The sequence below is a fragment of the Saccharopolyspora sp. ASAGF58 genome, from assembly GCF_012277335.1.
GTDB lineage: Bacteria > Actinomycetota > Actinomycetes > Mycobacteriales > Pseudonocardiaceae > Saccharopolyspora > Saccharopolyspora hattusasensis.
Map to the genome: position 1 here is coordinate 7,102,957 of NZ_CP040605.1, position 22,828 is coordinate 7,125,784.

The 22,828-nt window shown below is 67.5% G+C and carries 21 protein-coding genes and 4 pseudogenes; 15 read left to right on the top strand and 10 right to left on the bottom strand.

Annotated elements, in window-relative coordinates; genetic code table 11:
• Positions 1 to 47 precede the first annotated feature (47 nt).
• The 10 genes and pseudogenes from FDZ84_RS33450 (at position 48) to FDZ84_RS33490 (ending at position 8,720) form a co-directional block, all read left to right on the top strand.
• On the top strand, positions 48 to 560 hold the full coding sequence (locus FDZ84_RS33450) for a hypothetical protein (RefSeq protein ID WP_168589109.1): 513 nt from the start codon (positions 48 to 50) through the stop codon (positions 558 to 560).
• Positions 544 to 1,923 carry a glutamine synthetase family protein gene (locus tag FDZ84_RS33455; protein WP_168589110.1) on the top strand — a complete coding sequence of 460 codons (1,380 nt, stop codon included), beginning with the start codon at positions 544 to 546 and terminating at the stop codon, positions 1,921 to 1,923. The genes FDZ84_RS33450 and FDZ84_RS33455 overlap by 17 nt, the downstream gene beginning before the upstream one ends.
• A gap of 11 nt (positions 1,924 to 1,934) precedes the next feature.
• A complete protein-coding gene (locus FDZ84_RS33460; protein WP_168589111.1) occupies positions 1,935 to 2,855 on the top strand; it encodes an MBL fold metallo-hydrolase in 921 nt (306 codons plus the stop codon).
• 8 nt (positions 2,856 to 2,863) lie between these two features.
• Complete coding sequence (locus FDZ84_RS33465; protein WP_168589112.1) at positions 2,864 to 3,028, top strand: Rv2993c-like domain-containing protein; 165 nt, start codon at positions 2,864 to 2,866, stop codon at positions 3,026 to 3,028.
• A gap of 79 nt (positions 3,029 to 3,107) precedes the next feature.
• On the top strand, positions 3,108 to 3,617 hold the full coding sequence (locus FDZ84_RS33470) for an MFS transporter (RefSeq protein ID WP_256413786.1): 510 nt from the start codon (positions 3,108 to 3,110) through the stop codon (positions 3,615 to 3,617).
• Positions 3,614 to 3,733, top strand: a pseudogene (locus tag FDZ84_RS41240) (FAD-dependent oxidoreductase); the annotation flags it as partial. The gene FDZ84_RS33470 and the pseudogene FDZ84_RS41240, both read left to right, overlap by 4 nt.
• Before the next feature lie 26 nt (positions 3,734 to 3,759).
• A complete protein-coding gene (locus FDZ84_RS33475; protein ID WP_168589114.1) occupies positions 3,760 to 4,419 on the top strand; it encodes an FAD-binding oxidoreductase in 660 nt (219 codons plus the stop codon).
• Entirely contained in the window at positions 4,416 to 6,101 is a 1,686-nt protein-coding gene (locus FDZ84_RS33480) for a hydantoinase B/oxoprolinase family protein (RefSeq protein ID WP_168589115.1), read from the top strand. The genes FDZ84_RS33475 and FDZ84_RS33480 overlap by 4 nt, the downstream gene beginning before the upstream one ends.
• Positions 6,098 to 8,194, top strand: coding sequence for a hydantoinase/oxoprolinase family protein (locus FDZ84_RS33485; RefSeq protein ID WP_168589116.1), 2,097 nt, complete (start codon positions 6,098 to 6,100; stop codon positions 8,192 to 8,194). Before FDZ84_RS33480 ends, FDZ84_RS33485 begins: the two co-directional genes overlap by 4 nt.
• Positions 8,195 to 8,432: 238 nt before the next feature.
• Positions 8,433 to 8,720, top strand: coding sequence for a transposase (locus tag FDZ84_RS33490; RefSeq protein WP_168589117.1), 288 nt, complete (start codon positions 8,433 to 8,435; stop codon positions 8,718 to 8,720).
• Positions 8,721 to 8,737: 17 nt separating this feature from the next.
• On the opposite strand, the gene FDZ84_RS33495 is transcribed toward FDZ84_RS33490, so the two are convergent.
• The 7 genes and pseudogenes from FDZ84_RS33495 to FDZ84_RS33525 form a co-directional block, all read right to left on the bottom strand.
• Complete coding sequence (locus tag FDZ84_RS33495) at positions 8,738 to 9,049, bottom strand: hypothetical protein (protein WP_168589118.1); 312 nt, start codon at positions 9,047 to 9,049, stop codon at positions 8,738 to 8,740.
• Complete coding sequence (locus tag FDZ84_RS33500) at positions 9,046 to 9,435, bottom strand: hypothetical protein (protein WP_168589119.1); 390 nt, start codon at positions 9,433 to 9,435, stop codon at positions 9,046 to 9,048. Before FDZ84_RS33500 ends, FDZ84_RS33495 begins: the two co-directional genes overlap by 4 nt.
• 116 nt (positions 9,436 to 9,551) lie before the next feature.
• Positions 9,552 to 9,776, bottom strand: a complete 225-nt coding sequence (locus FDZ84_RS41245; RefSeq protein WP_168589120.1) for a helix-turn-helix domain-containing protein — start codon at positions 9,774 to 9,776, stop codon at positions 9,552 to 9,554.
• A gap of 843 nt (positions 9,777 to 10,619) precedes the next feature.
• Positions 10,620 to 10,954: pseudogene (locus FDZ84_RS39660) on the bottom strand (IS21 family transposase); the annotation flags it as partial.
• A 578-nt stretch (positions 10,955 to 11,532) separates the two neighbouring features.
• Positions 11,533 to 12,858 carry an MFS transporter gene (locus tag FDZ84_RS33515; protein WP_168589121.1) on the bottom strand — a complete coding sequence of 442 codons (1,326 nt, stop codon included), beginning with the start codon at positions 12,856 to 12,858 and terminating at the stop codon, positions 11,533 to 11,535.
• A gap of 122 nt (positions 12,859 to 12,980) precedes the next feature.
• On the bottom strand, positions 12,981 to 14,594 hold the full coding sequence (locus FDZ84_RS33520; RefSeq protein WP_168589122.1) for an acyl-CoA synthetase: 1,614 nt from the start codon (positions 14,592 to 14,594) through the stop codon (positions 12,981 to 12,983).
• Between the two features lie 34 nt (positions 14,595 to 14,628).
• Complete coding sequence (locus FDZ84_RS33525; protein ID WP_168589123.1) at positions 14,629 to 15,432, bottom strand: enoyl-CoA hydratase/isomerase family protein; 804 nt, start codon at positions 15,430 to 15,432, stop codon at positions 14,629 to 14,631.
• 173 nt (positions 15,433 to 15,605) lie between these two features.
• Here FDZ84_RS33525 and FDZ84_RS33530 point away from each other — a divergent pair, with 173 nt between their 5' ends.
• Complete coding sequence (locus FDZ84_RS33530) at positions 15,606 to 16,523, top strand: LysR substrate-binding domain-containing protein (RefSeq protein ID WP_168589124.1); 918 nt, start codon at positions 15,606 to 15,608, stop codon at positions 16,521 to 16,523.
• 1,098 nt (positions 16,524 to 17,621) lie between these two features.
• Here the strand turns inward: FDZ84_RS33530 and FDZ84_RS41250 are convergent.
• Positions 17,622 to 17,726: pseudogene (locus FDZ84_RS41250) on the bottom strand (transposase); the annotation flags it as partial.
• Here FDZ84_RS41250 and FDZ84_RS38285 point away from each other — a divergent pair.
• The gene (locus tag FDZ84_RS38285) at positions 17,685 to 17,828 is read left to right on the top strand and encodes a hypothetical protein (RefSeq protein WP_210435829.1); all 144 of its coding nucleotides are present in this window, start codon (positions 17,685 to 17,687) and stop codon (positions 17,826 to 17,828) included. The pseudogene FDZ84_RS41250 and the gene FDZ84_RS38285 sit on opposite strands and share 42 nt — an antisense overlap.
• A 182-nt stretch (positions 17,829 to 18,010) precedes the next feature.
• Here FDZ84_RS38285 and FDZ84_RS33540 read toward each other — a convergent pair whose 3' ends face one another.
• Positions 18,011 to 19,237 (bottom strand): hypothetical protein, encoded by a 1,227-nt coding sequence (locus FDZ84_RS33540; protein WP_210435279.1) that lies wholly within the window; start codon positions 19,235 to 19,237, stop codon positions 18,011 to 18,013.
• 1,075 nt (positions 19,238 to 20,312) lie between these two features.
• Here FDZ84_RS33540 and FDZ84_RS33550 point away from each other — a divergent pair.
• Positions 20,313 to 20,459, top strand: a complete 147-nt coding sequence (locus tag FDZ84_RS33550; protein WP_168589125.1) for a hypothetical protein — start codon at positions 20,313 to 20,315, stop codon at positions 20,457 to 20,459.
• 529 nt (positions 20,460 to 20,988) lie between these two features.
• Here the strand turns inward: FDZ84_RS33550 and FDZ84_RS33555 are convergent.
• Complete coding sequence (locus tag FDZ84_RS33555) at positions 20,989 to 21,321, bottom strand: hypothetical protein (RefSeq protein ID WP_168589126.1); 333 nt, start codon at positions 21,319 to 21,321, stop codon at positions 20,989 to 20,991.
• 345 nt (positions 21,322 to 21,666) lie between these two features.
• Between FDZ84_RS33555 and FDZ84_RS33560 the strand changes: the two genes are divergently transcribed.
• The gene (locus FDZ84_RS33560) at positions 21,667 to 22,131 is read left to right on the top strand and encodes an SsgA family sporulation/cell division regulator (RefSeq protein ID WP_210435280.1); all 465 of its coding nucleotides are present in this window, start codon (positions 21,667 to 21,669) and stop codon (positions 22,129 to 22,131) included.
• Positions 22,085 to 22,633, top strand: a pseudogene (locus tag FDZ84_RS41255) (ISAzo13 family transposase); the annotation flags it as partial. The gene FDZ84_RS33560 and the pseudogene FDZ84_RS41255, both read left to right, overlap by 47 nt.
• Between the last annotated feature and the right edge of the window lie 195 nt (positions 22,634 to 22,828).

The following is a 22,828-nucleotide window of genomic DNA, read 5'->3' on the forward strand; positions in this document are numbered from 1 at the left end:
AGCCACCATCAGAATTTGCTATTTTCGGAACGCGACTATTAAAGCTCATGATGCTATTGGACCTGGGCACGATCCGGGTACGCGACGCCCGTTCGGCTCAGCATTGCTGGGTCGAGCGGAACGCCGACGGCTACCACGTCACCGGTCAGCCACCCTTCCCCGCCGTCCCCGATACCGTCGGCTCGGTGGACATCGACTGGGTCGACGACACCAGCTCGGCAACCGCAGGCTCCATATCCGCAGTCCTGGCGCCGATTACGGTCGATGACTGGCAGGAGGCCGCGCATCGCGTATGGCCGAAGTGGCAGCCGCTCAGCGGTATGCCCAGCGGGCTGCGGGTGGTGAGCATCGACGGCGAGAACGAGATTCTGCTCGGTGAACCCGGTTGCTTGTTCACGATCTTCGGCCCCGACCGGGTGCTCAGCCGGCTGTTCAGTGGCGACGTGCTGTTCGACGAGGTCCTGTTCGCGAACCTGATCCGCATTGTCGGCGGGCTGGGGCAGGTCTCCGTCCTAATCGGGGCATCGATGAGGGAGGCGTTCGATGGCTTTCTCGATTGACGAGGCGTTGCTGGCCGACCACGGCGTCGCGGCCGTCCGGTTGGAGTACCTCAACCTGGACGGGACGCACTGCGGGAAGGTGGTCTCCCGCGCCAAGTTTCTCGCCGGGATCGAGCGGGGGTGGGCCTGGCCGGATCTCGCATTCGGGCTGTGCCTGGGCAACACGGTGCAATTCGGCTTCGACTGGGGCGCCTGGCGCGGCGAGCTCCCCGATGTGGTCCTCGTCGCGGACCTGGACACGATGGTCTGGCCTCCCGTCGGCTCCAGTGTCGCCCGGGTGCTGGCCTCCTTCCGCGAGAACTCGGGGCGACCGCTGGCGGTCTGCCCCCGCACGCTGCTGAGAAGCGTGGACGGGCGGCTCCGCGAGCGAGGCCTGCACGCGTTCGCGGCCGTTGAGATCGAAGCGACCGTCTTCGAGGAGTCCTACGCCGAGGCGGCGGCGCAGCACTACCGCGACCTGACACCCCTCGGCGGGCGTAGCGGCGCGATGCTGGTGATGACCAAATCCCCGGCGTACCAGCGGTTCATGTCCGAGCTGCTGGACCGGTTCGACCAGCAGGGGATCGGCTGGGAGGCCTGGAGCGACGAAGCAGCGATCGGTCAGGTCGAGATCAACCTCCCGCCGGCACCCGCCCCCGAGGCGGCCGACCAGGCGGCGCGGGTCAAGCAATGCCTGCGCGAGGTGGCGCACGACCTCGGGCATTCGGTCACCTTCATGGCGAAGTGGCACGACCAGGAGTACGGGCAGGGGGCGCACGTCAATGTCTCGCTGCGCGACCCGCACGGCGTGAACCTGCTGACCGGTACCGGCGACGAGCCGGTACCCGACCTGATGCGGCACGCCGCGGGCGGATTGCTCGCCACGCTGCCAGGTTTCGCGTCCTTGGCCATGCCGTTCCCCAGTTCCTACCGCAGGCTCGCGGAACTGGAGGGGCCGCCCACCACGGTCACCTGGGGCTTGAACAACAAGTCGTGCGCAGTGCGGGCCGTGCCGTCGCTCGGCCCCGCCGCCAGGCTCGAGCACCGGCTGCCGGGGGCCGATGCCCATCCACACCTGGTCATGGCCGGGATTCTCGCGGGAATCGAGGCGGGCATCGAGAACCGGCTCGAACCCCAGCAGCCGATCGAGGGGCTGGCGTGGATGCGCCCGGACGGGGCGCTGCCCATGATCCCCTCTTCGATCAATCGCTCCGCGAACGCGCTGACGAACGACCCCCTGCTCGCCACCGCCCTCGGCCGCGAGTTCATCGACTACTGGGTCGGGACGCGCCGCTGGGAATGGCGCGCCTTCCACGCGGCGGGCGCGGGAGGGTCACCGGTCGTGTCGGAGTGGGAGATGTCCCGCTACTTCGAACTCGTCTGACAAGGAGCAGCATGTCCGTCAAGAACGGCGCCCTGGGCGAGCACCTCGCGCTCGGCCACGGTGTCCACGCCTACACCCAGCCGGACGGCTCGTGGTGGATCAACAACGCGGGCTTCGTCGTCGGCCCTGACGCCGTCACCCTGATCGACACCGCGGCCACGGAACGACGCACTCGTCCGCTCCTCGACACCGTGGCCCGAGTGGCCGGGCCGGTGCCGATCCGCACTATCGTGAATACCCATCACCACGGCGACCACTCGTTCGGCAACAGCCTGGTGCCGGAGGCGGTGGTACTCGGTCACCACAATGCTCGTCATGACATGGTGTCCTTCGGTGACCCGCCGGAACTGACCAGCTGGACCAGGATCGACTGGGGCGAGGTCCGCTGCCGCCCTCCGGAACTGACCTTCGAGTCAGGCGTGACACTGTGGCATGCCGACCTGACCTGCGAGATCCGCCACGTCGGCAGGACGGCGCATACCCGCGGCGACGTGATCGTGTGGATCCCCGACGCGGACGTACTATTCGCGGGCGACTTGCTGTTCAACGGCGGGACACCGTTCGTCCTCTCCGGTTCGATCGCCGGACTGCGGTCGGCGCTGGAGGACACCGTCCGACGAATGGCACCCCGGACGATCGTCCCCGGGCACGGGCCAGTCTGCGGCCTCGAGGTCGTCGAACAGACACAGGCATATCTGGAGCTCGTCAGCAAAGCCGCAGCCGACGGATACGCTCGCGGCGAGAGCCCGCTGGAGCTGGCGGGACGGCTTCGGCTCGGGGAGTTCGCCGACTGGCTGGACGCCGAACGGATCGTAACCAACCTCCACCGTGCCTACACGGAAGTCCCGGGAAGCCGGTTCACAGTGGACGAAGCACAGGCATTCGCCGACATGCTCGCCTTTCACGGCGGCACGCTGCCCACCCACGCCTAGGACACGCCATGCGATTCGTCACCTACCGCCGCACCGAGCGGAACGTCCACATCGGAGTCCTGGACGGCAGATGGATCTACCCCATCACCGGGCCACGGACCATGACCGAGCTCACCGCACTCGGACTCCCGCTGGCCGTCGAGATCGGACGCGAAGTCCTCGCGAAAGGATAGCGATTCCCAGCCGATCACGTGCGTCTGGAGGTGCCAGTCCAGCCGCCCAGCTTTCGCGACTTCATGGCCGTACCTGCTGATCACCTACATTCCGACGTACTTGAAGACGTCCGTTGGACTGACCGACCGGCAGTCCTTGATCGCGCAGACCGCTTCGCTCGTGCTCATCTGTCTGCTGCTACCGGTGTGCGGTGGCCTCTCGGACAAGGTCGGCCGCAAGCCGCTCATGCTGGCGTCCACGATCCTCTACGTGGCCACACCGCTGCCGGCGTTCCTGCTGTTCCGCGAGCCGAGTGTGGCGGCGGCGTTCGGTGGTATGGCTCTGATCGTCCTCGCCCAGGCCGCGAGTACCGCGATCGCGGCCGTGGTGATCAGCGAGATGTTCCCGACCAGGGGCAGGTATAGCTCGGCGTCCATCAGCTACAACGTCGCCTACATGTTGTTCGGCGGGACGGCGCCGCTGGTCGCCACGTGGCTGGTGTCAGCAACGGGTAGCACCCTCGTCCCGGCCTACTACGTGATGGTGATTGCCGCGGTGTCGACCGTGTTTGTCTTCTTGCTGCCCGAGACACTGCGGGCGCAGCGATGACCGCATCGTCGAACCGGGTCGCGGTCATCGGTGGTGGCGCCGTCGGAGTTCTGTGCGCGGGCGAGCTGCAACGGGCGGGCGCGGACGTGGTGTTGCTCGAACGTTCGACGTGCGGTACCGGGGCTTCGTGGGGGAACGCGGGATGGGTCGTCCCCTCGCTGTCGACGCCTCTCGGCGGCCCCGGTCTGCTGCGCACCACGGTGCGGTATATCGGCTGGCCCGGGCAGGGGGTACGTGGCGGCTGGAAACGCGGGACGCGACCATCACCGCCGATCGGGTAGTCGTCGCCGCGGGTGCGTGGAGTCCCTCGGTCGTCGCGGGGCTGGGGGTTCGGTTGCCTGTCCAGTCCGCGAGGGGATGCAGCCTGACCTCCGCGGGCAGCGGCACGCCACCGCGCCGGGCGGTCAAGCTCCTCGAGGCCCAGGTCGCGTGCTCGCCCGTTGATGGCGCGGTCCGACTGTCCGGCACCTTCGACTTGACCCGAGCGGACGCGCGCTTGTCTCCGCGCCGGTTGCCCGCGGTGCTGCGCGCAGCGCAGCCGTATTTCCGCGAGTGGCAGCCCGACCTGACTCGTGGCATCGCGTGGTCGGGGCTGCGTCCGGCGACGCCCGACGGCCTCCCGTTCGTCGGGCCTGTGCCGGGGCACGGTGGCCTGTTCGTCGCCACCGGGCACGGGACGCTCGGGATCACGCTGGCGCCAGTCACCGCCTGCGCGGTGAGAGACATGGTGATTTTTGATCGCCTGCCGGACGCGTTCACCGCTTGCGCCGTAGACAGATTCGAAAGGACGAGACACCGATGAGCAACAGAGCCCCCGATCCCGTGACATGCGAAGTGGTCAGGCACGGGCTGACGGCTGCGGCCGAGCAGATGGCCGCCGCGGTGGAGAGGTCAGCACGGTCACAGGTGGTGCGGGAGATGCTCGACTACTCGACCGGCGTCTTCGACGCTTCCGGCGGCATCATCGCTCAGTCGACTCGCATCCCGATCCACCTGAACTCCATGACCAGACCGTTGCGCCGCCTGCTCGAGCTGTATCCGTTGGCGGACTGGCGCACCGGCGACGTGTACATCACGAACGACCCGTACTCCGGTGGCCAGCATCTGCCGGACATCATGACGTTCGCCCCCGTGGTCGTCGACGGCGAGTGCGTGGCGATCGTCGGCACCATCGGGCATCACGCCGATGTCGGTGGCAGGGCACCGGCCAGCTACGGCGCGGACGCCACCGAGGTGTACCAGGAAGGCTTCCAGATCCCACCCCTGCGCATCGTCCGCGAGGGCCACTGGAACGAACTGTTCCTTCCGCTGTTTGCCAAGAACATCCGACTGCCCGACACGACAGTCGGTGACCTCAAGGCGCAGATCGCCGCATTGGGCATCGGTGCCGGTGAGGTGGCCCGGATCGTGCGGAGGTACGGAACCGCCGACTTCCTCGCAGCAGCCGTCGAGTTGGTCGCCGCCGCCAGGCGGGTGATGACCGAGGCCATCGGCATGCTGCCCGGAGGGGCATTCCGAGCCGAGGACGTCATCGACGGTGACGGCATCGACGACGAACCGGTGCGCATCGTGGTCGAGATACGCAGATCCGCCGACAACCGGCTCACCGTCGACTTCACCGGGACCGACGCCCAGGTTCGCGGGCCCATCAACAGCCCGATCGGCGCGACCGAGAGCGCCGTGTACTACGGGACGTCCGCCGTGTTGCAGCCCGGCGCGACACCGAACTGCGGCAGCTACGAACCCATCGACGTAATCGCACTCGAGGGATTCGTGCTCAACCCCCGCCATCCCGCGCCGGTCGTCGGACGCTCGGTATTCACACACCGCATCGCGAACGTGGTGATGGCCGCACTCGGTCAGGCCCTGCCGGACCGGGCCTGCGCACACCACTACGGCAACTCCAACGTCTCCATCCTCAGCCACCGGACGGACTCCGGCGCAGCCCGCGTCCTGTTCGAGATTGGCGTCGGCGGATGGGGCGGCAGGCCGGGGCAGGACGGTCCAGACGGGCTGTCCCAAGGTGTGCACAACTCGCGCAACAACCCGGTGGAGCTGGTTGAGCAGGAGTTTCCCTGCCGCATCCTGCGCTATGCCTACCGGACCGACTCAGGCGGGGCGGGTCGCTGGCGCGGCGGGCTCGGGCTGGAGCGGCGCGTTCTCGTGCTCGCCGAATGCGAGTTCTCTGCACAGTTCGACCGGATGAAGTTCGGCGTACCTGGCCTGCTGGGAGGCGGGGAAGGTGCGCCAGGCGAGCTGGAGCTCGAACGCAGCGGTGACGACGTCACCCGCATCCCCGGGAAAGTCGTCGGACTGCGGCTCCACCCCGGTGACGTGCTGACGGTCCGTACCCAGGGTGGTGGCGGACTCGGCGACCCCCGCGAGCGGGATGTGGCTGCTGCCGCCACCGACGTGCGGCTCGGCAAGGTGAGCCGACACTCCTTGACCAACGACTACGGAATGAACCTGGAGGAGATCGAATGAGCGCGTGGTGCGTGGGTGTGGACATCGGCGGAACCTTCAACGACATCGTCGCTGTCGACTTCGACACGGCGGACACCCGTTACCTGAAGGTGCCGTCCTCGCGCACCGATCCTGCGGCGGCCGTATTGCGCGGCGTCGACGCGCTGCGTGATGAGGAGGGCATCGCCTCGTCGGACATCCGGTTGGTACTTCATGGAACGACGCTCGCGACCAACGCGATCATTGAGCGCGAACTCGCCCCCACAGCCGTTGTCACGACGGCGGGGTTCGGCGACGTCCTCGAGATCGGCCGAACCTGGCGCAGCGAGCTCTACGATCCGTTCTACTCGCCGCAGTCGGCACTGGTGCCGCGCGACAAGCGATTCGAGGTGCCGGAAAGACTCGAAGCGGCCGGCCACGTGATCGAGCCGCTGCACGACGCGGACATCGACCGGCTGCTCTCGCGACTGCGTGCCGCGGACGTTGCCGCCGTCGCCGTGACGCTTTTGCACTCCTACACCAACCCCGAGCATGAGGAGCGGCTCGCGCGGCGTCTCCGCGATGTCGGCGACTGGCACGTGTGCGCGTCCGCGTCGTTCATGCGCGAGGTCAGGGAGTATGAGCGCACGGCGACGACGACACTGAACGCGGCCCTGATGCCGCTGATCGATCAGTACCTTCAGCGGCTCGAGAAGGGGCTCACCGAAGCCGGTGTCGACTCCGCCGTGCTGATCAGCCAGTCCAACGGAGGCATGCAAACACCCGAGCTCGCCAGGGAACGACCGGTGACACTGGCACTGTCCGGGCCCGTGGCCGACGTCGTCGCGCTGGAACGCCTCGGGCGGGCGCTCGATCTGCCGAACCTCATCGGCCTCGACATGGGCGGTACCAGCGCTGACGTATCGTTGGTCACCGACTTCACGCCACGGGTCACCACGGAATTGTCGATCGGCGAACTTCCCGTCCGCCTGCCCAGCATCCGGGTCGACGCGATCGGCGCGGGCGGCGGCTCCGTGGCGTACGTCGAAGGTGGTGCCCTGCGCGTTGGGCCACGCAGCGTCGGGTCAGATCCCGGGCCAGCGGCCTACGGGCGGGGCGGGACGGAACCCGCCGTCACCGACGCCCATGTCGTACTGGGCAGGCTGGCACCGGCGCACCGCCTGGCGGGCCGGCTCGACCTGCGTGCGGATCTCGCTGAGGCCGCCCTCGACAACAGTCTGGCCAAGCCTCTTGGACTGTCCACCGACGACGCCGCGGCCGGCGTCCTGAGCGTCGTCAACGCATCGATGGAGGGTGCCATCCGGATAGCTCTCCGACAGCGCGGCGACGATCCACGCGATTTCGCGCTGGTTGCCTTCGGTGGCGCCGGCGCGCTGCACGCGTGCGAACTCGCGCGCAGCCTCGGGATCCGCACGGTGGTCATCCCGCCGCACCCAGGCACCGTCTGCGCGCTCGGCCTGCTGTCGGCGGACGCCAGGATCGACGTGTCGAGGAGCGAAGTACACACGAGCACGGAACCGGAACTGCCCGCCGTGCTCAGCAAGCTGTACAAGGAGCTCGAGACCGAAGCCAGCGCGAGGCTTCTTGAGGCGAACCTCGCCGGTGACGTCGAGATCGAGCGATGGTGCGACGTGCGATACCGCGGGCAGGCATACGAAGTGCTCGTACCGTGCGCGAGCGGCGTCGTGGACGCCGCCGTAGTCGAGCAGACGGTCGCCGAATTCCATCGACGGCACGAGCAGGCCTACGCATTCGCCGACTTCGACGAGGAGTGTGAGTTCGTGACCCTCCGGGTCACCGCACAACGCGCTGTCGGCGTGCCGGAGCCACGACCGCAGCTACCTGATGAAGGGCGCGACGGTGTCAGTTCGCGTGTCTACGAACTCGGCGTCGGCTGGGTCAACGCCGCCGTGCTCCAGCGAGACACCCTGCCTGCTGCGCACACCATCGCCGGACCTGCCGTGTTGCAGCAGCGTGACACGACCAGCTGGCTGCCGTCATACGCCCAGGCACGCGTACACCCAACCGGCTGCCTCGTGGTCGCCATTGGCGGTTCAAACCCGGCAGACGTTGCCCTTGGGCGGGAGGAAAATGGGAGAATCGTGTGGCCTTGAACAGTGTTGTACTGCGCTCAACGGCACCGAGCTGCACGGCCTTGACCTGCGTTTTCTCTATTTTTGCAGCTCACTGTCTCCTGTGGACACAACTTGCAAGCAAGGGGTCGCTGGTTCGAACCCAGCTGCGCCTACCAAGGCCGCAGCCCGTTGATTTGGAGTGTATTCTGAAGGGCCTCGAAGATCCCGGACAGGGACCCAATAGGGTTACCCCGTAAGGGAATCGAGGGAAGATCTAGTGGCACCACCGAGCAAGTACTCGCCAGAGTTCCGCGAAGAAGCGGTCCAACTGGCCCTGGAATCCAGCAAATCCGTAGCCGATGTCGCGCGGGAACTCGGCATGCATCCCGAGACGCTGCGTACGTGGGTACGTCGGCATGAGCGCGAGCATGGAAATCAGGACGAGCCGTTGTCGGTGGAGGAGCGAGCCCGGCTCAAAGAACTCGAATGCCGTAATCGCGAACTGGAGATGGAAGTCTCCTTCTTGAAAAAGGCCGCAGCATACTTCGCGAAGGAACCCCGGTAGCAAGTAAGTATACGAGTTCATCGTTTGCCCACGCCGGCGTGACCGACGAACAGGGTGGTCTCCCCCAGCGGCACCCGGTCCGCCCACAACCACGTCCGCCGTTTGACCGCGATCCCACTGGCCTTTCTCCAGGCCACGCGACGCGACGGTTCAGCGGGACGTTTGCTGTCGATGCGGACAATGTCTGCCACCTCGCGGTCCTGCTGTTCCCGTCGCTGTCGCTGCGCCAGTGCCTCGTCCACGGTCTCGCCGCCGGCGTACACCGCGCCGTCGGCCGGGTCGTACCAGGCGTCAGCATCCGGATTCCCCTCCCCGTAACGAATGCTCATGAACCGCAGCCTGGGGCGATCGGCATCCCTGTATGCCAGTCCACCGGACCACCGAAGTACTCACCACGACGCCGACGGGCATCCTCGGCGATCGCACCGAGCCGAGCCCGTCGACGCCGCAGCTCGGCGTACGTCAGAGCACCAGCAACCGTCCACTTCACGGCGCCGCTGATCGCATGAGAAGCGTCGGCCGCCTGGCGCCGCCGGTTCCATTCGACCCAGCCCAGGATCAGGTCGCGCACATACGGCGACTCAGCGAGCAACGCCAACACAGGCACCTCGCAGTACAACTCCTGGCCGAACTCTCGCCACGCCGCAGCATCCATCAAAAGCCGGTCATACAACCACCGTGGAACGGCAACCCGCTCGTCGATCTTCGACATCATGCGCTCCTCCCCGGAAAGTCCAGAAACTTCACTGATGGGGACGCCTCAACCCGAATTTGCCCGCCCATAGCGATTCACAGTCGCCCAGTGCGCGCCCAAGCCAAGCTCCCAGCCGATCACGTCGAGTCGGGGTGTCGCATCGGAGCATCCGAGCCGGCAAGGAATTCATCGATCGCGTGGACCGAGATGATGTACGCCTTACCGGTATTCCGCGCACGCAGCCTCCCGTCAGCGATCAACTTCCTCACCTGCCACGGCGAGAGCGACAGCATCGTCGCAGCGACCCGCACCGTCACAGCAGCGCGATCCACTTCACCCGGATTCTGAATGACCCGAGCCATGATTCATCTCCAAACCAAGTCGACCTACATCACGGTAAGTACTGCCATGTATCCACAACTAGTCGACGACGGCCCGTGACGAAAGGGGTTCCGTGTGTCCACAGTGATCCATCGTGTGTCGCACCTAACGACACAATCAGACACAAATCGATCGTCCGCCCACAACGCCGCGCTCTGGCACCTCGGCGCCACGGCGCAAACCTCGCACGCGTCGTTGCACTCGCCCGATACCCGCACGCACCACTGAGCCAGCGCAGCCACCGCGTCGGCGTTGCGGATGTCGACAGTGCAGGGCACGCTGCGGCCTGGGGGCTGGGAGCTCGGCGGCCACCTGGCGGGCCGCCGCCTCGTCGACGTCGGCGACCCCACCCGTCATGGCTGAGCCGCCTTACGAGGTGGCGGGGCAAACCTTCGCCAATCCCGGCGGCCGCGCCGGTGACGACGGCCAGGCCACCGCCGAAGACTTCTTCCTAAGTCGCCATGCTCGCTCGCCCAGGGTTCAGCGGGTTCGGCTGCCGCCGTTGAGGCCGATCGTCTGACCGGTCGTCCAAAACGCTTCCGGTGAAGCCAGGTAGACACGGCCGCACCGACACTGATCGTGGGTCACTCAGGGGGCAGTGCGAAAGAGCGGGATATGCCCTGCCGCCATAACGTTTCTCGCCAGTGACCGGGCTTTTGGCGGCCACGGGCCCGCGGACGGTGACCGGGATGTGGGGCGCGGCCGGGCTGGCGAGGGTGTCGCATCACGCACGGGGAAACCGGTTTTCTCCGATGCCCGCTGGAGTCCGGACGCCCTGGCGCTGGCCCGGCTGACGCTGGCCCGGCTGGTGGTGGCCCGTCTCATCGATAACGGCCGGCCGCTGCGGGTGGCTCGGCCACCGCCCGGGGCGTGGTGCGCTTCGAGCCCGCGTACCCCAGCCCGACGAGCTTGTCGTGCGCCACATCCGCGCGGATCTTGCCCTTCGAGCGGTCTACGCACTCCTCCAGCTTCCGCAAGAACTCATCCCACCAGCATCGGCCGCCGCTCGGCACACCCCGGTGTCAGCCGGCCCGCTTCATGGGCCTGCACATAGTGCGCGAGTGTGATGCGAGCACCCGGCCAGCTCCGCCGCATCACGATACGAACCGGTCAAATCGAACGCTTCTAGAATCTGCATGATCTCCTCGGCAGACTTCACTCGTCCCTCCTCGGGAACCGAGCAACGGTTTGGTCACCGCAAAGCTCAGCCGAGGACAAGCCCCATACCCCGTAGGCACAGGTCGAACAACAAGTCATGTCGGGCAGATCTCGTGACCGTCAGCGGGTAAAACTCATCACCGCCACCGGGCACCCAACTGGCCGTACCTGGGCAGTTTCCCGCGGCCACCGACAGCGGCCGCGCATCCCACGTGATCGCGCCAGGCAAGGCGAGATGGGAGCCGGAGCTAGCCACACCGAGTTGCGTACGACTGATTCTCACGTTCGACGGGTCATCATCCGCCGAGCGGCACGGCGCCGACTGAACCAACAGCGCCCCGTTCCAAAGGGCTGACGTGGGAGCGCGTTCGTCGATACGACAGCATGTGTCCCGTCCTTCGAACAACCAACGTTTCCGCAGCGCACGAAGTAACATCGCCTGTCCCGCAAAGGCATCCGGCGAGACACCAGCTGAACAGCAAAACTCCCCTGCTACAACCACTTTCGCTGCTGCTTCTCGGGCCTGTCCGCAGAAGGCGCCAGTCCCCCGCCCGGCGGACCGGAGGGGACTGGCAGTCGTCAGCGGATGGTGGTGCGGGACAGGGACAGCGTCTTCGTCTCGGCGACCAGGAAGACCACCGCCAGGAGGCTGAGCACTGCGCCGCCCATCAGGTAGAACGCCGGGGCGCTCGGGTTGCCGGAGGTGCCCACCAGCCAGGTCGCCACGAACGGCGCGGTACCGCCGAACAGGACGTAGGCGGCGGTGTAGCCCATGGCCGAACCGCTGGCCCGCAAGTGCGCCGGAAACAGCTCGACCATCGCCGGGACGTTGCTGGTGCCGATCGTCGCCACCAGCACCGCCAGCACCGAGCTGCCCATCACGGCGCCCAGCAGGCTGGTCTCCATGAGCAGGAACGCGGGCATGGTCAGCACGACGAAACCGGCGCAGGCGGCCAGCAGCATCGGGCGTCGGCCGAAACGGTCGCTGGCCATCGCCATCAGCGGGCACGCCACCGTGTAGGCCAGCATCGAGAGCACGTTCGTCAGCAGCGCCTCGGTCTTGGTGTAACCCAAGGACGTCGACATGTAGGAGATCATGTAGCTGCTCATAAAGTAGTAGCCCACCGCGTTAGTGATGCTGTAGGCGAACAGCGCGAAGATCTGCTTGCGCGCCACCTTGAACGCGTCCCGCAGCGGCGTCCGCGTCGTGCATTCCGCGTTCTCGAGCGTGCGGAACACCGGCGTGTCCGCTATCCGGGAACGCAGGTAAAGCCCGATCGCGCCGAGCGGACCGGCGATCAGGAACGGGATCCGCCATCCCCAGGACTGCAGCGCGTCCTCGGACAACACGCTGGTGAGCAGTACACCCACCCCGGACCCGACCACTGCCGCCACGCCGACGGTCATCGGCACGACGCTGGCGTAGCGAGCCCGTCGACCGTCCGGGGCGTACTCCATGATGAACGAGGAGGCGCCGGTGTACTCACCACCGGTGGAGAAGCCCTGCACCATGCGCATCACCAGCAGGAGCAGCGGCGCGGCCAGGCCGATGGTCGTGTACGTGGGCAGCAGCCCGATGACCAACGTCGAGGCGCTCATGCACAGCACGCTCAACGCCAGCGCGCGGTTGCGTCCGACCCGGTCGCCGAAGCGCCCGAAGAAAAGCGCCCCGATCGGGCGGGCGACGAAGCCCGCGCCGAAGATCGCCCAGGTCGCGAGCAGCGCTGCGGCCGGGTCGAAGCGGGGGAAGAACAACATCGCGATGGTGGCCGACATGACGGCGTAGGCACCGGAGTCGAACCACTCGACGAAGTTGCCGATGGCGGTGGCGAGGGTGACCCGGCGCCGCGTCCTGGCCATCTCGGCCGTCGGTGGTTGCGCGGTTGTTTGCTGGTCCGGTGGCATTTCCGAACTCCTGTCCATTGCGTCCGGTGCTTCGCCCGGCATCTGTCGTAGCAGGGAAACCTGTGGGGTCTGGCAAAAGACGTGGTAGGGCATCGGGTGGACCGGTGCCCCACCACCGCAACTCAGGCGAGATCCCGCCGCCGCAGCTCGGCGCGCTGGATCTTCCCGGTCGCCGACCGCGGAAGTCGCGGGTCGAACTCGACCAGCCGCGGGCAGGCGAACCGGGAGTAGTTCTCCTTGGCGAACGACATGATCTGCTCGCCCAGCTCCGGACTCGGTGCGAACCCATCGGCGAGCTCGATCCAGGCCTTGACCACCTGGCCGCGGACCGGGTCCGGCAGACCCACCACCCCGGCGTCGGCGACCGCCGGGTGTTCGCGCAGCGCCGCCTCGACCTCGTACGGCCCGACCCGGTATCCGGAGGTCTTGATGACGTCATCGGTGCGCCCGAGGAACCAGTAGTAGCCGTCGGAGTCCATCACCGCCTGGTCCTTGGTGTGGTACCAGTCGCCGCTGAAGTCCTTCTCCGACGCCTCCGGTCGCTGCCAGTAACCCAGTGGGAACTGCGGGTTGCTGCCCGCGCGCAGGCAGATCTCGCCGGGCTGCCCCGGTTCGACCGGCCTCTCCTGCTCGTCCAGCAGCGCTACGTCCCAGCCGGGCAGCGGGCGACCCATGGAACCCGGTTTGACCGGAACGCCCGGGAAGTTGCCCACCAGCGGGTAGGACTCGGTGGAGCCGTAGTAGTCCAGCAGGGTCACGCCGAACTGCTCGCGGAACCAGTCGATGAGGTCGGCCGAGAGGGGCTCGTTGGCGCAGCACACCACCCGCAGCGACTGCGGGTGGCGGATCCCCGCATCGGGGACCTCCGCGCGCATCTTGCGCACGAGGGTCGGGTTCACCAGCGCTGTGGTGACCCGGTTGCGAGCCATGGCGGCCAGCAGCCCGTCCGGGTCGAACCCGGCCGCAGGTCGGTAGACCAGGTGCGCGGCGCCCACCCACAGCGGTCCCATGAGCTTGGCCATCGACCACGCCCAGTCGCCCGCGCCGTAGAAGACGTCCCCGGGGCGGAGATCGTGGCAGTACTGGAACTCGTTGTGTCCCAGCAGGGTTCGGTGCGCATGCACGATCCCCTTCGCCTCGCCCGTGGTGCCGGAGGTGTAGAAGATCAGCGCCGGATCGTCGGCCGCGGTGTCCACCGTGGCGAACTCCGCCGGACGCCGCCCGATCGCCGGGTCGTCCACGCTCACCAGGCATGCCCCGGCCTCGCGGGCGAGCGGCCGGACGCGCTCCAGCTCTGCCTGCTCGGTGAGCAGGACGGTGCTGCCGGAGTCGGCGAGCCGGTAGGCGATCGGCTCGTCCGCCCACAGCAGCGACATGGTCACCAGCACGGCCCCAGTCCGCAGCACCCCGAGGTAGGTCGCCGGGGTGTCCGGCCGCTGCGGCAGCAGCACCGCCACCCGGTCGCCCTTGCGGACTCCGAGCTCGTGCAGGTGCGCGGCCACCCGCAGGGACCGCTCGCGGACTTCCGCCCAGCTCACCTCCTGGTGTCGGCCGGTGTGGTCCTCGAAGATCAGCGCGGTCCGGTCGGCCGGGTGGTGGTCGGCGACGTCGGCGGCCATGTTGTAGCGCTCGGGCACGTGCCAGCGCTGACCGGCGATCAGCTCGCGGTAGGCGCGCTCGCCTGCGGCGAGTTCCGCGGATGGCACGCCTGGGTGTTCGGATTCGATGGTGCTCATGCGGGCTGGTGCACTCCTGTTCATGCGGTGGGGGTCAGCGGCGCTTGCTCAGGAACCGGTCCATCTCGCGCTGCGGTTCGCCGGTGGCGTAGGCGGCGGCGTGTACCCTCTTCGCCGCTTCGATGGCATCAGTGAGCGCAGCATCGTCGATCTCGCGCAGCCGCGCCTTGGTCAGTCCCACGGCGCCCGACGGGAGTTCGGTGAGCTTCGTAGCGAGCGCGATCGCCTTGTCGAGCACGGCGTCCTCGTCGACCAGCTCAGTCAGCAAGCCGAGCCGCTGGGCCTCCACCCCGTCGACCAGCTCCGCGGTGAGCGTGAACTCGATCGTTTTGGCCTTGCCGAGGATGTCCCACATCGCCCAGATCCCGGTGATGCTCGGAATTCCGGACCGCGCCTCGGGCTGCCCCATGCGCACTCCGGCATGCCCGACCCGGAGGTCGGCCAGTAGTGCGAACTGGAACCCAGAACCGGCCGTGACCCCGTTGATCGCTGCGACGGTGGGCTTGTCGATGTCGCGCACCGCCCGGTACAACGTGTCGAAGCTGTCGATCCAAGCCTCCGCCGCGGCGTGGTCCGACTGATCGATCGCAGCCGTCTCAGCGAGGTCCTGACCAGCGCAGAAGGCCCGCCCAGCACCGGTGATCACCACCGCGCGGCAGTCCTCGTCCGCGCCGAGCTCGGCGAAGATCTCCACCAGCCGGGTGCGCATATCGTGAGTCCAGGCGTTCAGCTTGGCCGGCCGGTTGAGCGTGACCACGCCGACGGTGCCGCCGGGCACCACTTCGCGCCGCAGCAGGACGGTCTCCGTGCTCGAAGCGGTGGCTGCTGGAACGTTCATGGGAATACCTCCAGGAGATCGCGAAAAGCGATCCGGATGCGAAAAAGGCGCGTGACGAGTCCGTGGAGCAGGGCCGGGAGCTGGGACTTCCAGAACCGGGTGCATGGAATGCAAGCAAGCGGAGCAGCACCGCGTCCAACACCATTCCGCTCCGGCCGTGATATCAAAGCGATATGGAACTCCGCCACCTGCGCTACTTCACAGTGCTGGCCGAGGAGCTGCACTTCGGCCGTGCGGCGGCCCGGCTGCACATGGCGCAGCCACCGCTGTCTCAGCGCATCCGCGACCTAGAGCGGGAGCTCGGGGTGCAGCTGTTCGACCGCGGCCCCCGCCAAGTGCAGCTCACCGAGGCTGGTGCGCTGCTGCTGGAGCATTCGCGCCGGGTGCTGGAGAGCGCCGAGTCAGCGCAGGAGGCGATGCGCCGGTTACTTCCCGGGAAAAACGGCGTCGTGCGCGTCGGGATCCCGCCGGACACCATGCCCGTCACGCTGCGCACGATGCTGCACGAGTTCGCCGAACGCGCGCCGGACGTCCTGGTCGACCTGCACGAGCTCACCACCGACGAACAGCTGGCGGCGTTGCGGGAGGGCACCTTGGACGCCGCGATGGTGCGCCACCCCTGCGACGTCTCGGGCCTGGACTCCAGCCCGATCGCCCGCCGCCCGCTCGGCGTGCTGCTCCCCACCGAGCATCCGTTCGCCGGCCCGGAACCGGTACGGTTGCGGGACCTCAATGGTCAACCGCTGGTGATCTTTCCGCGCGCGATGGCGCCGATGCTCTACGACCACCTCCTGTCGATCTGCCGCGCCGAAGGATTCCGCCCCGGCGCGATCCGGCACGCGCGCAACCCGCACTTCGTGCACGGCCTCGTGCTGTCCAGCCGCGGAGTGCACTTCAACGAACCGCCCCCTGGCGAGCCTCGGGCGGGGTTGACCTGGTGCCCGCTGGAGGATTCCCCGCTGTCCTGGCGAACTTCGGTGGTGTGGGTATCGCGGCGAAGGCACGCCGCCATCGACGCCTTGGCCGCGGCCGCCGCGTCGGGCCTGGCCGCGGCCGGCCACCACGCAGAGGTCCCGCCCGCGGCCAGCTGATCGTCGCAAGTAGGCGAACCTCTGGCCGGGCGCGGCGCGCTCCGGCAAGACGATCGCGAGCCTGCTGCGGTGGCTGATCTACGTCTCTCAAGCTCCCCGTGGTGGACAGCTGGCCGTCGTTGACCCCACCCGAGACTCGGCCGCACGCAACGTGTTCGCGCCGTGCAAGCCCCCACTCTGTTCGACCGCGCTCGCCGAACAGGTGCACCACACCTCGGGCGAGCCGACCGGGTCGATCCTCACCGCACGGTCTACGTGCTCGGCGTCTCCTCCGAGCCCTGCCGCGCATGGTGCTGCTCGACGAGTGGCGCCACGGACCCGCCCACGCACAGCACCCGCTCCCCGACGCCCAACTCACGGCCCAGATCCGGGCGTGACTGGAAACGGGCACGGTCCCAACCAGAAGGCCAAGCCCTGCACGGTTCCCTATTTGCCAGACTGATGTGAGACACCACGTGTGAGTGCGGGGTTCCTGACGGAGGGCGGAATCGGAGATCCTGGTGCCGGCGTCAGGGCTGGCCCTGAGGCCACCCTGTCAGGGGCTTGGCCTTGACGCCGACACCGCGCGCGCGATCGTTGTTTACGCCGGGAACCCGAGGCCCGGCGGTGGTTGTCGGTGGTTGTCTTTGTTCGTGTGGGGTCGTGTTCACCAGGTTCCGGAACCGGTGCTGGAAGGGCGGCCGGACCCCGAGAGGGGTCGGCTGCCGGGCATCCATTCGCTGTAGAGGGGGCATGGTGTTCTACGACCGTGATCGAGTGGGGTCAATCAGAGAGGGCGGCCACGCCATCCCGCGGGGTGGGGGCCAGACCAGCGGCGACCACGCACCCGATCACGTCCGACCTGCTCACGCCACCTCGGCTGCCGGGCCGGCCAGGGCACGGATGTGCCCGTCGCGCAGCCCGTAGTAGACGAGGGTGAGCAGTTTGCGGGCCACCGCGACGGTGGCGACGTTGCGGCCCCGGCGTTGGGCTATCCCGGCCCGGGAACGGGTCAGCCAGGCCGCCGAGGACGGGGTTTTCTGGGCTGCCTCCTACCGCAGCCCATCGCACCAGGCCGGAGCCCTGTTTGGTGATCCGGCCCCGGTGCACGGTGGTGTCGGATTCCCGGTGCCGCGGGGTCAGTCCGGCCCACGAGCACAAATGGTGCGGTGAGGCGAAGCGGTGAACGTCGCCGATCTCTGCCACAAAGATGGCCGCCAGCACCGGACCGACACCCGGGATCTGCTGGATCGCTTGATAGCCCGGATCGCTGGCGAGTTCACCAGCGATCAGGCCGGCGAAGGTGTTGATCTCGGAATCCGGTGACGAAGGCCGCGCGAGCTGTCAGACACGTAGCCGACGGCCCGACAGGTGCGACAACCTGTCGGGCGTAATCAGAGGACATCGTGGCCACGCACTGCACCGAGCCATTGACTCCAGGGGTGATGGCGAAGTGCTTCGGTAGCAGTACTTTACATGGGCGGCAATCCCGCCGGTCCGATTTCTAGCTATTCGCCTCCAGAGATGGGGATCGGCGTTGCCCGGGTGCGCCGGTATTCTCGCTTCTTAACGGTGAAAGCGGCGATGGCGAAGGTGTCGCTGTCGGGAATTCCGATGGCGACATCGCCCTCGCGCGGTTCGCCCACGATCCAAAGATGGCGTCGGTTGACAAGTTCGGTGGCGATGTCGGGTGGACAGCTCGCGACGCGGAAACGGGCACGGATTCCATCGGGGAACCGGGCCCAGCCCAACATCGGCCGTCCGGGCCGGATGTCCTGTGCCACGACGGCGGCGGCGATTTCTGTCCACGGGCCGGCCGCGAGCAGCCGCACCGGGGACGCGACGCGCGACCGCCAGTTCACGGCGGCCACCACGGCGAGCAGTAGCGGCACCAGCAGCACCCATGGCAGCGCGCCACCCAAGGTGACGAACACCGTGATCTCCAGCGCAACGCCTAGAACCATGACGGTCGAGAGGGCGAACGTGCGAAGGCGAAGGTGCCGTCCCAAGGCCGCCCGCGAGATCGGCGCCCGGCCGTACAAGCCGGACTGAGCGGTAGCGAGCGCGGCGTGTGCGAAGTCATCACCGTCGGGCAACCCGGCGAGCACCGTGCCCGGGAGGGCAGAGGTAACCCAGAGCCGCCCGGTGTGCTCGATCGCCTCGACCAGGGGAATGGGGCAGTCGCGCAGCGTGAAATACCCCGGCGAGCCGTCCGGGAAGATCACGGTCCCCGTGACGTACGGGGCGAGAGGGTCGCCGTCAACGAGCTCTTGTGGGTCGATGCGGGCTGGCAATGGTGTCCGCGGACCGGCGAGGAGGCGGAGAGCGCGGAGGGTGCGCGCCCATCGAACCAGCACGAACACCAGCAGGCTCAGACCACAGCCCAGCACGAACACGGCATAGAGGACGTCGACACCGTGCGGGGGATGTTCGGCTATGCCGGCCACGATCGCCGCCGCCGGCAACCAGACGAGCAGCAGCACACATGTCAGCCTGTTGCGGCGGACCCGCATCCCGGAGCGCGACAACCACGGTCGCGGTGACCACCCACCGGTCAGCCAGGGCGGCAGCCGCCGGACGAACACCAGGACCAGCGTGCAGGCGAAGCCCAGAGGCAAACCGATCGCGGTGGTCGACGTCCAGCCACCAGCGAGGTGGATCGCGGCGAGTACAGCGAAGACCCCGAACCACCAGCGCGGACGCCAGGCGACGTTCTCGGCCGCCACCTCGGGCACACACGATTTTTCGGCCGCTGATTCAGCTCCGTCGGAAACCACCACCACACCACCCTTGCCCAAACAGACCTGCCGATAGCGTATCGAGCGCGATCTGAGCACTCTCGCGCCGAAAGACACCACAGCAGGGAGAGTCCCCGCGCCCCACTGCGCTGGCTGGCCAGCGACTTGGGGTTGCGTGATCTCGTCGCCGACAGCGGAAACACAGCAGGCCATCGCCGCACATGAACAGGCCACTGCTCAGGCGGCGGAGGCAAACTAAATAGATGGCAACGCTGCGCGACGCAGCGACGTCATGTCCCAGGACGCCGTCACAAGCAGCGACACGCTGTCGAGTGCGGGATCAACCGCGTCAAACGGAACCGATCCGTGGCCACCAGATACGACAAGCTTGCCGTCCGCTACGAGCCACCGTCACCATCGCAGGGATCAACGAGTGGCTCCCATGACTTTCGAAACAGACCCAAGCGCCCGCCGCCCGGTCCAAGCCCCGGCGCGCGACAGCCACACCCGAACTCGCGTTTTCGCGGTTGGGAATACCCGCAACCGGCTCTCCGCGCGAGGGGCACCCCAGCAACGGCGCCCCGACACGGTGCTGCGTGGGAACGAACGAGAGTGCAAGCCGCGAGTTCGGAGGTTCACTGTGGACACGGGAATACCATTCAGTTTGGTTGAAGATCACCGGTCGGTGTTAGTGCTAATTGGAGTGTGCACTCCTACGCCGACCCCGGCTCCGCTGGTGATCATGGATGGACGGATGCGGGTGCAGGACTGGCGGCGCGTCGTCGACCAGGCGCCGAGCTCGGCGCAGGGATGGTGCAGTTCATCGGTGGCGAACCCGCCCTGCACCCGGCGTTACCCGAGCTGATCGGCGGCGCGGTGTCGAGGTCGAGGTTGTCTTGAACCTGGTGCAGATCCGGCCGGAGCTCCGGGAGGTATTCGAGCAACCCGGTGTGCGATTGGCGACGTCGTACTACTCCACCAATCCTGGACGAGCACGCCGCGATCACGCGGCGGCCAACGTACGAGCGCACCAACGCCAACATCCGCGAGGTCGATCCCGCTGCGGGTTGGGATGGTGAACCTGTGGGAAGGGCAGCGCAACGACCAGGCCGTGGCCGAGCTACGCGAGCTCGCTGGCCTGCAACCCGTCGTGCTAGCCGACGCCGCCGGGCGGGTGCGGGCCGAACGGTGGCTACAAGTCGTCTCCGAGCAAATCTAGTGGGCCGAGGGCGATTGGCGGACCGGCAACAGGGACGCGAACGCCATCACCGGCATACGCAAGCCGCGCATGCCCGATGGCGACCCCGACAGCGCGGATACGCAAGGACGAATAAGCTATCCGCAAGGCGGTCCACGACGCCTCGGCCTGGCCATCGAGGTGCAGGCGTGGGAAACCGTGCACGGTGATCTGCACTGGGCGAACCTGCTGCAACCCGACTTCGGCCGCCTCGACTGGAAACTCTGGGACGCGGCCCGCAGGGACCGACGCGGCATCGCTGTTCTGCTGCAGCCTGCTCGCACCCGGTACCGCCGCGACCGTGTGGGACACCTTCGCCGACGTGCTCGAAACCCCAGTGGGCAACCACCGCACTGTTCCACGTCGCCGCTCGGCTACTGCACAAAGTCGGCATGGGCGATCACCCCGAAATCGCCGAGCCACTTCGGCACCTACTTGCCGAACTCGAAACGTAGGAGCCAACCCTCGGCGACGTGCATGGGCGACGGATACTGCTCGTCGGCTCAACGGCCTATTCGGGTGTGGGGTTGTCCGTTGGCGAGGTGGTGCCGGTATAGCGGGCGCCGGGCCGTGCCAGTCGTCCGCGTGCGGTGACCAGTGCGCAACGGGCCTCCTGCCAACGGCCCGCGTTCAGGTGCTCATCCGCGGCGCGGATGACGTCCGCCGCGTCATGCACGATGATCGCCTGATCGCCGTCGATCTGGACCAGCAGCCCCAAGGCGTGCTGCACTTGGGACCGCACCCGCGGCATGGCTGCTGCGTCGACGGTGAGCACCTTCACCAGGGCCGTGTCGACCGCTGCCTGAACCTGGCCAACGATTCCGTGGTGCGATGAGGGCGACATGGCGGACCACGATAAGCAACCGCCGCGGCGGCCCGGCCGAGACACGCCCGGTTCCGATGAAGTCAGGGGTGATCCGGCCAGTGTGGCGAGGTGGCTTCGGCGCACCTGCGGGGCCCGGCTCGACGACCGGGCCCCGCAGGGCGTGGCCGCTTCGGGGCCCACGCAAGGGCACCGCTCGCCACGGTGTCAGGGTGACGTGATCGCGCTGCGCTGCGACGTACCTCTTCCTGTGCGATGTTCTCGCTGGCGCGATCAGGGCCTGAAGACATCGTGAAGAAGACATGAACCCGGGTTGGGCATGCTTCGTTACGAAGGTATGGGAAGCCGATGCTTGGGAGTGCGGACATGATGGCAAACGATCACGGCACGGTGCTCGCCACCATGGTCTTCAACCTGGTAGCCCCGGCGGGTGTGATCGCGCCGGTTGGCGTGGAACTGGGGTACGACAGCCGCAACCCGTACGAGATCTGCATGAAGCTCAACGTGGGCAAGGCCGGTCAGGTGGATTGGGTGATCGCCCGCGACCTGCTGGCCGACGGGCTGGTCGCCGAGGCAGGCGAAGGCGACGTGCGAATCCGCCCTCGACTGGACGATCCGGGGTTGGTCGTGATCGAGTTGAGCTCGCCGTCAGGGCAGGCCGCCTTCGAAGTGAATGCCGATCAGCTTGTGGAATTCTTGAACGACACCTACGACGCGGTCGCACCCGGTGACGAACACCGGTGGATGAACGTCGACGAGGCGCTGAGCCGGCTGCTCTCGCACATTCCCCAGTTCGGCGGTGGGCAAGGCGATTCCGTACGGGATCTATGACCCCACCAGCAACGCCGGGTGGGTCAACGTCGGCACCGACCACGACACCGCCACGTTCGCCGTGGCATCGCTGCGCCGCTGGTGGGTCAGCAGCGGCGTAACCGCCTACCCCGAGGCGACGCACCTGCTGATCACCGCCGATGCAGGTGGATCCAACAGCTACCGCACCCGCGCCTGGAAAACCGAGCTCGCCGCGCTCGCCGCCGAGATCGGCCTGCAGATCACCGTCTGTCATTTCCCGCCAGGCACCAGCAAATGGAACGCCATCGAGCACCGCTTGTTCTCCCATATCTCCACCAACTGTCGCGGACGTCCCTTGATCAGCCACGACGTCATCATCAACACGATCGCCGCGACCACCACCCGCACCGGGCTGAGCGTGGCAGCGCACCTCGATACCGGCACTTACCCGACCGGCGTCACCGTCAGCGACGAACAACTCGCCGCCGTGCCGATCACCCGTCATGACTGGCACGGCGAATGGAACTACACCATCAGCCCCGAACCCCTCACCTCGACGCCAGAATCGGGCACCAGCGACACCACCACCACCTCGACCGGGCGGCAACGCGACGACCTTCTCTGGCTCCGCGCCCCCGAACTGACCGGCCTCCCACCCGGCCGACTCGACCAGCTCGTCACCGCGCTCACCCCCAAAGACCAAGCCGGCCGCCGTGCCCGGGCAAACGGCCGCCAC